Raw genomic sequence first — 11,058 nt, 5'->3', positions numbered from 1 at the left:
CATCATCATGCAAAGACTATTTCAGTGGAGCAATGGAGAAGTGACATTAAAACGAAAAATACAGCAAAGTGTTCCGAAACCGAGACAGTCGCCGATCCCGTTCAGCCGCGCGGGGTAAGCAGGCCGCGCCGCTCGAGCACGTCGACGAGGCGCGCGACTTCGTCCGCGACGGACGTGGTCGCGCTGTCGACGACCAGTTCCGGCCCATCCGGCGCCTCGTAGGGCGACGAGATGCCGGTAAATTCCGGCAACAGGCCCGCGCGCGCCCGGCGGTACAGGCCCTTGGGATCGCGCGCCTCGCACACGGCGAGCGGGCAACGGCAATGGACTTCGATGAAACAGGGCGCCGGGATCAGGGCCCGGGCCCGGGCGCGGTCGGCGCGCAGCGGGGAGATGGCGGAAACGATCACGATCTGTCCGGCCTCGTAGAACAGGCGCGCGACTTCGCCGATCCGACGGATGTTTTCGGATCGTTCGGGGAGGGAAAAACCGAGGTCGGCGCACAGGCCATGTCTGACCTTGTCGCCGTCCAGCACGAACACGCCGCACCCACGCTCGAACAGGACCCGTTCGGCGGCCTGAGCCAGCGTCGTCTTGCCGGCGCCGGACAGTCCGGTAATCCAGACCACCGCGCCGGTGGGGCGCCGCCGTTCTTCGTCACCAACAGGCAGCGGAACAGCGGGCGCCGTCATGGCTTATTCGACGATCGTCTGCGCCTGGCCTTCGCCACGCGCGCGGATCTCGCCGATGCGGTACACGGTCTCGCCGGCCGCCTTCAGCTGGGCTTCGGCCGCGTCCGCGTTCTCTTTCGAGACGATCACGGTCATGCCGATGCCGCAGTTGAACACGCGGTGCATCTCGGCGTCGGCCACGCCGCCGTGCTGCTGCAGCCACTGGAACAGCGGCGGCAGGGTCCACGACTTGCTGTCGAGCACGGCCGTCAGGTTATCCTGCAGCACGCGCGGGATGTTCTCGACGAGGCCGCCGCCCGTGATGTGCACGAGGCCCTTCACTTCCATCGACTGCATCAGCGCCAGCAGCGGTTTCACGTAAATGCGGGTCGGCTGCATCAGCGCGTCGGACAGCTTCTTGCCGTGGAAGTCGGCTTCCAGGTCCGGCTTCGACACCTCGATGATCTTGCGCACCAGCGAATAGCCGTTCGAGTGGATGCCCGACGAAGCCAGGCCCAGCACGACGTCGCCCGGGGCGATTTTCGTGCCGTCGATGATCTGCGATTTTTCCACGGCGCCGACGGCGAAGCCCGCCAGGTCGTATTCGCCGTCCGGGTACATGCTCGGCATTTCGGCCGTTTCGCCGCCGATCAGGGCGCAGCCGGCCTGTTCGCAGCCGGTGGCGATGCCTTTGACGACGGCGGTCGCGGTCGGCACGTCCAGCTTGCCGCAAGCGAAGTAATCCAGGAAGAACAGCGGCTCGGCGCCCTGCACGAGGATGTCGTTGACGCTCATGGCGACGAGGTCGATGCCGACCGTGTCGTGGCGGTTCAGTTCGAACGCCAGTTTCAGCTTGGTGCCGACGCCGTCGGTGCCGGACACGAGGACCGGTTCTTTATACTTCTTGCTGATTTCGAACAGCGCACCGAAACCGCCGATGCCGCCGAGCACGCCTTCGCGCATGGTGCGCTTGGCAAAAGGTTTGATCGCTTCGACCAGGGCGTCGCCGGCATCGATATCGACACCAGCGTCGCGGTAGGAGAGAGAAACATTAGATGGTTGGCTCATGGTATTTGGCAGCGGAGGCGGTAAAATAGTAGGCGGTTGACAACTGGGCATTTAACAGCGTGCACCGGTGGTAGCCAGTCGGTCAATCCATTATTTTATCAAAACGGCCTGCCGCGGCACCGTTTTAACGGTCAAGAACAACAATTAGATGCCTTTTTCCCTCAGCCCGGAGCAAAAACAGTCAGCGTTCTGGTTGGCACTCTGGCTCGCTTGCGGTCTGCTGCTGTACGCTCTCGGCCCCATCCTCACCCCGTTCATCGCCGCCGCCATCCTCGCCTACGCCCTGAACGGCGCCGTCGACCGGCTCGAACGCACGCGTCTCGGCAAGTTCCATTTGCCGCGCTCGCTCGCCGTCGTCGTCGTGATCCTCGCGTTCCTGGCGTCCGTCACCGCCCTCGTGCTGATCGTCGTGCCGGTGCTGCGCACGGAATTGCCGCTGCTGCAGGCCCAGATCCCGGACGCGCTGGCCCGCATCGACACCATCCTGTCGCCCCGCCTGGCGCAGCTCGGGATCCATATCAAGCTGGACGGCAGCAGCCTGCGCACCATCCTCACGCAGCAGATCATGACGTCCAGCGACGAGATCTGGACGACCGTGCTCGCGTCCGCGCGCGTGGGCGGCAGCGCCCTGCTCGGCTGGGTCGCCACGGCGATCCTGATCCCCGTCGTGCTGTTCTACCTGCTGCTGGACTGGCACCGCCTGCTTCTGCAACTGGAAAACGCCGTCCCGCGCCGCTGGGTGCGCCAGCCGGTGGGCATGGCCCAGGAAGTCAACGCGCTGCTGGCCCAGTACCTGCGCGGGCAACTGCTCGTGATGCTCGTGCTGGCGCTGTATTACTCGGCCGCGCTGGCGCTGGCCGGCTTCGAGGTGGCGCTGCCGGTCGGCATATTGACGGGCCTGCTCGTCTTCATCCCCTACCTGGGCTACGGCCTGGGGCTCGTGCTGGCGCTGACGGCCGCCATCCTGCAGTTTTCCGACTGGAGCGGCGTGATCGCCGTCGCGGTGATCTATGGCGCGGGCCAGGTCATCGAGGGTTTTTTCCTCACGCCGCGCCTCGTGGGCGAGCGCATCGGGCTGAATCCGCTGGCCGTAATCTTCGCCCTGCTCGCCTTCGGCCAGCTGTTCGGCTTCGTGGGCGTGCTGCTGGCGTTGCCGGCGTCGGCCGTGCTGATGGTGGCTTTCCGTCACTTGAAACGCCACTATCTGCGCAGCAGCTTTTATAATGCCTAGTTCCTACGCACACGACATGAAGAGAACCGAGCCATGAAACAGCTGGTGCTCGACTTGGGCGCCGAGCCGGCGCAAAGCCTCGACACCTTCCAGATAGGGGAAAATGCCGAAATGGCGCACTTGATGCACCAGTTCGCCCAGCGCGCATCGCGCGAGCATTTCTGCTACCTGTGGGGAGAAACGGGCGCCGGCAAGACGCATTTGCTGCAGGGCCTCGCCGCCACCGACGGCGCGCGCTACATCGCGGCGACGAGCGGTGCGGACGACTTCGTATTGACACAAGACGTGAGCCTGTACCTCGTCGACGACGTCGACCAGCTGTCGCCCGAACGCCAGATCGACGCCTTCGCCCTGTTCAACCAGGTGCGCGAGCATGGCGCCTACATGGTCTGCACGGGGCCGGTGCCGCCGGCCGTGCTCCCGGTGCGCGAAGACCTGCGGACCCGCATGGGCTGGGGTCTCGTGTACCAGATCCACGGCCTGTCCGACGACCAGAAGATCGCCGCCCTCACGCAGGCCGCCGAGGCCCGCGGTTTGACGCTGTCCGCCAGCGTGTTACCCTATCTGCTGTCCCATTTCAAGCGCGACATGCGCTCCCTGTCGACCATGCTGGATGCGCTCGACCAGTATTCGCTCGAGACCCAGCGTCCGGTCACGGTGCCGCTGCTGCGTGATCTCTTGCTTCAGGGCAATCCCGGCAGTCCACACTCCGAACCAAAAGAATGAACGACCTCGCGCTGTTTGACCTCGACCACACCCTCCTGCCGATCGACTCCGACTACGAATGGGGCCAGTTCCTCGTGCGTGAGAACGTCGTCGACGCCGCCGAACACCAGCGCCGCAACGACGCCTTCTTCGCGCAGTACAACGCCGGCACGCTCGACCCGGTCGAATACCTCGAATTCGCCCTCGGTACGCTGGCGGCCTTCGACCCGGCCCATTTGAAAGACCTGCAGGCGCAGTACATGCGGGAGGTGATCCGCCCGGCGCTCCGTCCGAAGGCGCTCGACCTCGTGCGCAAGCACCAGGACGCGGGCGACCTCGTGGCGATCATCACGGCGACCAATGCGTTCGTCACCGCGCCGATCGCGCGCGAATTCGGCGTCGAGCACCTGATCGCCGCGCGCCCCGAGCTGGACGAGCGCGGCCACCCTACCGGCAAGCTGGCCGGCACGCCCACGCAGGGCCACGGCAAGGTGGTGCACATGCACGCGTGGCTGGACGGCCTGGGGCGCCCGTTCGACAGTTTCGAGCGCAGCTGGTTCTACAGCGATTCGCACAATGACATCCCGCTGCTGTCGGTCGTCTCGCACCCGGTGGCGACCAACCCGAGCGAGAAACTGAACCAACACGCCAACGCCCTCGGCTGGACTTCACTGCACCTTTTCAATGATTAAAAAATTCATCCGCAAAATCCTGGGCGTCAAAGACGAGCGCGACCCGACCGAACCCGTCATCCTCGGGCCGGAGCAGCACGGCATCGATCCGAAGCTCGTGTCGAACAACGCGGTGCGCGTCACGCAGACCTTGCAGGAAGCCGGCTTCAAGGCGTTCGTCGTCGGCGGCGCCGTGCGCGACCTGCTGCTGGGCGTGAAGCCGAAGGACTTCGACATCGCCACCGACGCGACGCCCGAGGAAGTGAAAAAGCTGTTCCGGCGCGCCTTCATCATCGGACGCCGCTTCCAGATCGTGCACGTGATGTTCGGCCAGGACCTGCTGGAGGTGACCACGTTCCGCGGCAAGGGCAGCGACAACGCGCCGAAGGACGAACATGGCCGCGTCCTGCGCGACAACAACTTCGGTCCGCAGCACGAAGATGCCGAGCGCCGCGACTTCACGATCAACGCCATGTACTACGACCCGGCCACGCAGTCGGTGCTCGACTACCACGGCGGCATCGAGGACATCCGCGCCAAGGTCCTGCGCATCATCGGCCAGCCGGAAGCGCGCTACCGCGAAGATCCGGTCCGCATGCTGCGCGTCGTGCGCTTCGCGGCCAAGCTGCAGTTCACGATCGAGCCGGCGACCCGCGCCCCGATCCCCGTGATGGCCCCCTTGATCAACAACGTGCCGGCCGCGCGCGTGTTCGACGAAATGCTGAAGCTCCTGATGAGCGGCCACGCGCTGGCCTGCCTGAAGGAGTTGCGCTCGTCCGGCCTGCACCACGGCCTGCTGCCGCTGCTGGACGTCGTGCTGGAGCAGCCGATCGGCATGAAGTTCGTGACCCTGGCCCTCGAATCCACGGACACGCGCGTAAAAGCCGGCAAGGGCGTGTCGCCGGGCTTCCTGTTCGCGTCGCTGCTGTGGCACCAGGTGCTGGAAAAGTGGAATGCGTACCGCGCCGCCGGCGAATCGCCGATCCCCGCGCTGCACCTCGCGGCGGACGACGTCCTCGACAACCAGACCGACAATCTCGCCCTGCAGCGCCGTATCGCGACCGACATGCGCGACATCTGGGCCATGCAGCCGCGCTTCGAGCGCCGCACCGGCAAGACCCCGTATAAGCTGCTGGAGCACCCGCGCTTCCGCGCCGGCTTCGACTTCCTGCTGCTGCGCTGCGAATCGGGCGAGCTCGATGCGGAGATCGGCAACTGGTGGGCGACGTTCTACGCCGGCGACATCGCCGAGCGCGAACGCCTGGTCAATTCCGCGCGCGACGTCCAGCCGTCCAGCCAGAAGAAACGCCCGCGCCGCCGCGGCCCGCGCCGCGCCGAGGGCGAAGGCGGCGCACCGGTCGACGCCCCGCAGGCCGCGAGCGGCGAATGATCGCCTGGGTCGGCATCGGCGCCAACCTGGGCGACGCGCGCGCGAACGTGCTCGATGCGATCGAGCGCCTGTCGCGCCTGCCGGGCGCAAGGCTGCTGCAGACGTCGCCGCTGTACCGCACGGCGCCGATCGATTCCTCGGGCGACGACTACGTCAACGCCGTGGCAATGCTCGACACCAACCTCGACGCACACGCCCTGCTGCGGGCCCTGTTCGCCATCGAGCAGGCGCACGGCCGCGAGCGGCCCTACCGCAACGCGCCGCGCACGCTGGACCTCGACCTGCTCCTCTACGGCGATCAGGTCATCGACGATGCGCCCACGCTGATCGTCCCTCACCCCCGCATGCACGAGCGCGCGTTCGTGCTCGCGCCGCTGGCCGACGTCGCGCCCGATCTCGTCATCCCCGGCCGCGGTGCCGTGACCGCGCTGCTCGCGGACGCCGGCGACCAGGGCGTCGCCCGCCTCGCTTAAAACCGCAGCGCCAGGTAGACGCCGGAGACGGCCAGCGTCATCAACGTGACCGGCACGCCCACGCGCGCGTGGCGCCGCCAGTCGATGACGATGCCGCGCCGCGCCGCCGCATCCACGACGATGATGTTCGCGATGCTCCCGACGATCAGCAGGTTGCCGGCCAGGGTGCTCACCAGCGCCAGCATGACGCCGCCCAGCGGATGGTGCACGACGGGCATCAGGAGCATCACGGCGGGCACGTTCGAGACCAGGTTCGAGAGCACGAACGTGGCGGCGAACAGGGAGCCCGGCTGGTCGAGCCGCACGCCGAGCGACGCGAGCCAGGCAATCGCATGCGCCGTGAAGCCCGTGCCCTGGAACGCGGCGTTCACGACGAAGAGGCTCATGAACAGCACGAGCAATTCCCAGTCGACGAGGCCCAGCATGTTCTGCGAACGCAGCTGGCGGCTCATCAACAGGATGCCCGCGCCGATCAGCGCCATGTGCTCACGGGGCCACGGCGCGACGAGGAACGCCACCAGCAGCGCGCCCGCGATCAGCAGGCCCTTCGTCGTCTGCCACGCATCGAAAGGCACCGTTGCGGCTTGGGATTCGGTGGCGGCTGCGCGCTCTTTCCAGCGCCCTTTCGTCTGCCAGGCGATCAGCACCCAGCAGGCGGCGAGGCCCAGCGCGACGGGCAGGATCGCGTCGAGGAAGTAACCGTCGAACGACAGCCGCATCGTCTGGCCGATCAGCATGTTCTGCGGATTGCCGATCAGGGTCGCGGCCGAGCCGATGTTGGAGGCGCACGCGAGCGCCAGCAGATACGGGACCGGCGCGAGCTGGCGCTGGCGGCACGCGTCGACGAGCAGCGGCGCCATCGCGAGGCAGACGATGTCGTTGCTGAAGACGGCCGACAGCGCGGCGGACACGCCTATCAGCACGCCCAGCAGGCTGGCGGGACTCAGCGCCAGCCCCGCCAGTCTTTGCGTGACCCAGTCGTAGAATCCCCCCAGCCGCATCTGCGCGGAGACGACCATGAACGCGAACAGGAGCGCCATCGTCGGCAAATGGATCGATGCCACCGCCTGCTCCAGCGTCAGCGCATTGATGCTGATGAGCGCAATCGCCCCGAGCAGCGCGACGCCGGTCCGGTCGAGGCGCAGGAACGGCAGGCCGCCGAGGATCATGCCAAGATAGACGATGAGGAAGATGATGAGGATTGTTGTGGCCATGGGGTTGCACGAATGCCGGCGGCGTTTTCGGGTAAGATCGCGCATCTTAACAAACGATACCGGGCACGCCTGTGACCGCATGCCTGCCCGGACGCGTGGCACGCCGGGGCGATCCTCCGGCACGGCTTATTTTGATTTGCAAAGGAATACTATGAGCGCTTACCTGGGCGGAACCTCGACGAACGAAGCACCGGTACGCAAGGCCGTGACCTTGCCCTCGCTGCTGGCGATGCGCGCGTCCGGCGAGAAGATCGCCATGCTCACCTGCTACGACGCCAGCTTCGCGTCGCTGATGGACCGCTGTGGCGTGGACATCCTGCTGATCGGCGATTCGCTGGGCATGGTGTGCGCCGGCTACGACTCGACCTTGCCCGTGACCGTGGCCGACGTGGCCTACCACACGGCGTCCGTCGTACGCGGCCGCAAGAACGCGTTCGTGCTGGCCGACCTGCCGTTCGGCAGCTACGGCACCCTGCAGCAGGCCTACGACAGCTGCGCCGCCCTGATGCGCGCGGGCGCCCAGATGATCAAGATCGAAGGCGGAGAGTGGCTCGCCGAAACGGTCCGCTTCCTGACCGAGCGCGGCATCCCCGTCTGCGCCCACATCGGCCTGACGCCGCAATTCGTCCACCAGCTGGGCGGCTACCGGGTGCAGGGCAAGACGGACGAAGGCGCGGAGCAGCTCAAGCGCGACGCGCTGGCGCTGCAGGAAGCCGGCGCCGCGATGGTGCTGCTGGAAGCCGTGCCCGCGGCGCTGGGCAAGGAAGTGACGGGCATCCTGCAGGTGCCGACGATCGGCATCGGCGCGGGTCCGGACTGCTCCGGCCAGGTGCTCGTCATGCACGACCTGCTGGGCGTCTTCCCGGGCCGCAAGGCGCGCTTCGTGAAGAACTTCATGGAAGGCCAGACGAGCATCGACGCCGCCGTGCAGGCCTATGTCGCGGCCGTGAAGGACGGCAGCTTCCCGGCGCCGGAACACTGCTTCTGAGATGAGCGCGCAGCCGGACACCGCCCGCCTCTTCCTGGCCCTGTGGCCGATTGAGCCCGTGCGTGACCAGTTGCGCGCGTGGCGCGACGCGTGGACGTGGCCGCGCGGCGCGACGCCTGTCCACACGGATAAACTGCACGTGACCCTGCACTTCCTCGGCAACCAGCCCACCGCGCGGCTGCCCGACTTCCTGGACGGCTTCCAGGTGCCTTTCGAACCGTTCGACCTGCAGTTCGGCCGCGCCGCGCTGCAGCGCAGCGGCATCGCGTGGATCGAGCCGCTCAGCGAACCGCAAGGGTTGCTGGACCTGCATGCGCGGCTGTCCGACGCTTTAATGGCGCTGGGCCTCGTGCCGGAAGCCCGCGCCTATCGGCCGCACGTGACGATGGCGCGGCGCGCGAACGGCGCGGTCATCCCCGCCGCCGGTCCAGCGATCGATTGGCGGGTCGAGCGATACGCGTTGGTCGAATCGCGTTCCGGCACATACACCGTATTACGAGAATACGCGTGACGTTTGCCATGTGTCGGCGTCCGCGTGGGCACGGGGTGCCCACCCTACCGCTTCACGATCCGCGCATTCGCCGCGATCACGATCCCCGACAACGACAGGATGCCCAGCGCCACGGCGATGTTCGTGTGCGCCGCAATCGCCCCGAGCAGCGGCGGCGCCATCAACAGGCCCGCGTAACCGAGCGTGGCGACCGTCGCGAGGCCGCCGCCGGCCGACATCCCCGGCATGCGCGCGGCCGCCGCGAAGATCAGCGGCACGACGTTCGCCGCGGCGAGGCCGATCAGCGCGAGGCCCAGCGCCGACAGCCAGAACTGCGTGCTGACGACGGCCAGCATCAGGCCCGCGAACATCCCCAGGCCACCGACGATCATCACGCGCAGCGGACCGAAACGCAGCACGAGCCGGTCGCCCGCGAAACGGCAGGCGGCCATCGTCACCGAGAACGCGGAGTAGCCGAGCGCCGCCGTCGCCGCATCGACCTGCGTGCGCTCCTTCAGCAGCAGCGCGCTCCAGTCCACGAGCGCGCCCTCGATGGCGAAGCACAGCAGGGCCAATAAACCGAGGAACAGCGCGGGCCCGCGCGGCAAGGCGAAATGGCTCGCATGCGGCGCCGGAGGGACGACCAGCAAACGCCCGCCGCACGACACCACGGCGGCGAAGATGGCGGCGCTCACCATCATCGCACCGCGGCCATCGCCGAGGCCCGCGCCGATCATGAGGCCGCCGAGCGCCGCGCCGATCAGGCCCCCGAGGCTGTAGAAGCCGTGGAACGACGACATCGTCGGGATGCCGCGCGCCGCCTCGACCTCGCTGGCGTTGGCATTCATCGCCACGTCCAGCACGCCGTTGCTGGCGCCGAATGCGTAGGCCGCGAGGAACAGGGGCACGAGGCCACTCACGTTCATCAGGATGTCGCTCGTCAGCGCGAACAGCAGGCCGCTGCCGACGACGACGGCGCGCGTGCCCCAGCGTCCCGCCATCCAGCCGGACAGCGGCATTGCGGAGATCGCGCCGCCCGCGATGGTGAGCAGCAGGAAGCCGAGCACGCCCGTGTCGATGCCGGCACGCGCCTGCACGAGCGGCACGTGCGCGGCCCACACGCCGATGCCGGCGCCGTTCAGCAGGAAGATGGTCGACACGGACCAGCGCGCGGCGTTCACGCTGGCGGCCGGCGCCCTTTGGAGGGATCGTGTGTCGTCGATGCGGCTCATGCGCGGCTCCTTGCTGCCAGTACGATTTCAGGTGCGCGCTCGCCCTTGCGCAGGCGCGCGACCACGGTGGGTGCCGCATCCGCTTCCAGCACGAGGCGGTCGATGTCCGCCAGCAGCGCGATCGGGAACGGCGCCGGCGCTTCCAGCCGCTCGTTCAGCGCGGCGACGACGCGCCGGCTGCCGGCGGCCAGGATGGCCTGCTTGAGGATGGCTTCCTCGGGGTCGCTCGCGCCCAGGCCACGCTCGGCCTCGACGCTGCACACGCCCACGACCGACACGTCCACGCGCAGGCGCTGGATCTCGGCCAGCGTCTGCGCGCCCATCACGGCGCCGACGTGGGCCGAATACACCCCGCCCAGCAGCACGACGCGCGTGCTGCGCAAATGGCCGAGGCCAAGGGCGATCTGCGGACTGTTGGTGATGATGGTCGCGGCCCGGCCGTCTTCCAGCTGGCGCGCGAACGCGAGATTGGTCGTGCCGGCATCCACGAGCACCGTGTCGCCCGGCTGCACGCTGTCGGCCAGCGCGCGCGCGAGCATCTCCTTGCGCGCTTCGTCGGCATCGACGCGCTGGCCGAAGCTGGGCACCGGCTGCGTGCGCCGCATCGCGCCGCCGTGCACGCGGCGCAAGAGGCCCGCCGCGTCCAGGTCGCGCAGGTCCCTGCGGATCGTGTCTTCCGATGTATTGAACCGCTGCGCCAGTTCGGCCGCCAGCACCTTGCCCTGCTGCTCGACCGTGTCGACGATGTGTTGCCGTCGTTCTTCCGCCAGTTGCATATGTTTCTCCTTGAATGCCCACACTTTACACGTTTACGCACAAACCAGCAATAATCAATAAAAACACGCATGTTCATGCATGCGGGCGACCTGGCGGTTGGTTGGCGGCCTAATCATTGCTACACTCGCTGCATTCATTATCAGAACAA

At 67.3% G+C, this 11,058-nt stretch carries 12 protein-coding genes; 7 read left to right on the top strand and 5 right to left on the bottom strand.

Annotated elements, in window-relative coordinates:
- Positions 1-101: 101 nt before the first annotated feature.
- The gene (cysC, locus tag ACL58G_RS07280) at positions 102-692 is read right to left on the bottom strand and encodes an adenylyl-sulfate kinase (protein ID WP_440965997.1); all 591 of its coding nucleotides are present in this window, start codon (positions 690-692) and stop codon (positions 102-104) included.
- Positions 693-695: 3 nt separating this feature from the next.
- Positions 696-1,739: a phosphoribosylformylglycinamidine cyclo-ligase gene (gene purM, locus ACL58G_RS07275; RefSeq protein WP_440965995.1), complete on the bottom strand. Its 1,044-nt coding sequence runs from the start codon at positions 1,737-1,739 to the stop codon at positions 696-698.
- A 148-nt stretch (positions 1,740-1,887) separates the two neighbouring features.
- Here purM and ACL58G_RS07270 point away from each other — a divergent pair, with 148 nt between their 5' ends.
- From ACL58G_RS07270 to folK, 5 genes are read left to right on the top strand one after another with little or no spacing between them, the layout of a single operon-like run.
- Positions 1,888-2,970: an AI-2E family transporter gene (locus ACL58G_RS07270; protein WP_440965993.1), complete on the top strand. Its 1,083-nt coding sequence runs from the start codon at positions 1,888-1,890 to the stop codon at positions 2,968-2,970.
- Positions 2,971-3,003: 33 nt separating this feature from the next.
- A complete protein-coding gene (gene hda, locus ACL58G_RS07265) occupies positions 3,004-3,696 on the top strand; it encodes a DnaA regulatory inactivator Hda (RefSeq protein WP_413336929.1) in 693 nt (230 codons plus the stop codon).
- Entirely contained in the window at positions 3,693-4,367 is a 675-nt protein-coding gene (locus ACL58G_RS07260) for an HAD family hydrolase (RefSeq protein WP_413381678.1), read from the top strand. Before hda ends, ACL58G_RS07260 begins: the two co-directional genes overlap by 4 nt.
- Positions 4,360-5,736: a polynucleotide adenylyltransferase PcnB gene (pcnB, locus tag ACL58G_RS07255; RefSeq protein ID WP_056124143.1), complete on the top strand. Its 1,377-nt coding sequence runs from the start codon at positions 4,360-4,362 to the stop codon at positions 5,734-5,736. The genes ACL58G_RS07260 and pcnB overlap by 8 nt, the downstream gene beginning before the upstream one ends.
- Positions 5,733-6,209 carry a 2-amino-4-hydroxy-6-hydroxymethyldihydropteridine diphosphokinase gene (gene folK, locus ACL58G_RS07250; RefSeq protein ID WP_440965990.1) on the top strand — a complete coding sequence of 159 codons (477 nt, stop codon included), beginning with the start codon at positions 5,733-5,735 and terminating at the stop codon, positions 6,207-6,209. Before pcnB ends, folK begins: the two co-directional genes overlap by 4 nt.
- Here the strand turns inward: folK and ACL58G_RS07245 are convergent.
- On the bottom strand, positions 6,206-7,423 hold the full coding sequence (locus ACL58G_RS07245; protein WP_440965988.1) for an anion transporter: 1,218 nt from the start codon (positions 7,421-7,423) through the stop codon (positions 6,206-6,208). The genes folK and ACL58G_RS07245 overlap by 4 nt on opposite strands.
- A gap of 151 nt (positions 7,424-7,574) precedes the next feature.
- On the opposite strand from ACL58G_RS07245, the gene panB reads away from it, so the two are divergent.
- A complete protein-coding gene (gene panB, locus ACL58G_RS07240) occupies positions 7,575-8,411 on the top strand; it encodes a 3-methyl-2-oxobutanoate hydroxymethyltransferase (protein WP_413336935.1) in 837 nt (278 codons plus the stop codon).
- A 1-nt stretch (position 8,412) separates the two neighbouring features.
- Positions 8,413-8,922: an RNA 2',3'-cyclic phosphodiesterase gene (gene thpR, locus ACL58G_RS07235; protein ID WP_440965986.1), complete on the top strand. Its 510-nt coding sequence runs from the start codon at positions 8,413-8,415 to the stop codon at positions 8,920-8,922.
- A gap of 44 nt (positions 8,923-8,966) precedes the next feature.
- Here thpR and ACL58G_RS07230 read toward each other — a convergent pair whose 3' ends face one another.
- Both ACL58G_RS07230 and ACL58G_RS07225 read right to left on the bottom strand, forming a co-directional pair.
- Positions 8,967-10,133 (bottom strand): MFS transporter, encoded by a 1,167-nt coding sequence (locus ACL58G_RS07230; protein ID WP_440965984.1) that lies wholly within the window; start codon positions 10,131-10,133, stop codon positions 8,967-8,969.
- On the bottom strand, positions 10,130-10,909 hold the full coding sequence (locus ACL58G_RS07225) for a DeoR/GlpR family DNA-binding transcription regulator (protein ID WP_440965982.1): 780 nt from the start codon (positions 10,907-10,909) through the stop codon (positions 10,130-10,132). The genes ACL58G_RS07230 and ACL58G_RS07225 overlap by 4 nt, the downstream gene beginning before the upstream one ends.
- Positions 10,910-11,058 lie beyond the last annotated feature (149 nt).

Origin of the sequence: Massilia sp. GER05 (assembly GCF_052056005.1) — a bacterium.
In the GTDB taxonomy this organism is placed as follows: Bacteria; Pseudomonadota; Gammaproteobacteria; order Burkholderiales; family Burkholderiaceae_D; genus Telluria; species Telluria orientalis.
The sequence above is the reverse complement of the archived record's forward strand: the minus strand, read 5'-3'. Positions and strand labels throughout refer to the sequence as shown.

What these genes read in the sequence shown, in the direction of transcription:
- ACL58G_RS07245 (WP_440965988.1), bottom strand. Translation starts at nt 7,423, where the DNA reads ATGGCCACAACAATCCTCATCATCTTCCTCATCGTCTATCTTGGCATG.
- ACL58G_RS07270 (WP_440965993.1), top strand. Translation starts at nt 1,888, where the DNA reads ATGCCTTTTTCCCTCAGCCCGGAGCAAAAACAGTCAGCGTTCTGGTTG.
- panB (WP_413336935.1), top strand. Translation starts at nt 7,575, where the DNA reads ATGAGCGCTTACCTGGGCGGAACCTCGACGAACGAAGCACCGGTACGC.
- pcnB (WP_056124143.1), top strand. Translation starts at nt 4,360, where the DNA reads ATGATTAAAAAATTCATCCGCAAAATCCTGGGCGTCAAAGACGAGCGC.
- hda (WP_413336929.1), top strand. Translation starts at nt 3,004, where the DNA reads ATGAAACAGCTGGTGCTCGACTTGGGCGCCGAGCCGGCGCAAAGCCTC.
- ACL58G_RS07225 (WP_440965982.1), bottom strand. Translation starts at nt 10,909, where the DNA reads ATGCAACTGGCGGAAGAACGACGGCAACACATCGTCGACACGGTCGAG.
- cysC (WP_440965997.1), bottom strand. Translation starts at nt 692, where the DNA reads ATGACGGCGCCCGCTGTTCCGCTGCCTGTTGGTGACGAAGAACGGCGG.
- ACL58G_RS07260 (WP_413381678.1), top strand. Translation starts at nt 3,693, where the DNA reads ATGAACGACCTCGCGCTGTTTGACCTCGACCACACCCTCCTGCCGATC.
- thpR (WP_440965986.1), top strand. Translation starts at nt 8,413, where the DNA reads ATGAGCGCGCAGCCGGACACCGCCCGCCTCTTCCTGGCCCTGTGGCCG.
- purM (WP_440965995.1), bottom strand. Translation starts at nt 1,739, where the DNA reads ATGAGCCAACCATCTAATGTTTCTCTCTCCTACCGCGACGCTGGTGTC.
- folK (WP_440965990.1), top strand. Translation starts at nt 5,733, where the DNA reads ATGATCGCCTGGGTCGGCATCGGCGCCAACCTGGGCGACGCGCGCGCG.
- ACL58G_RS07230 (WP_440965984.1), bottom strand. Translation starts at nt 10,133, where the DNA reads ATGAGCCGCATCGACGACACACGATCCCTCCAAAGGGCGCCGGCCGCC.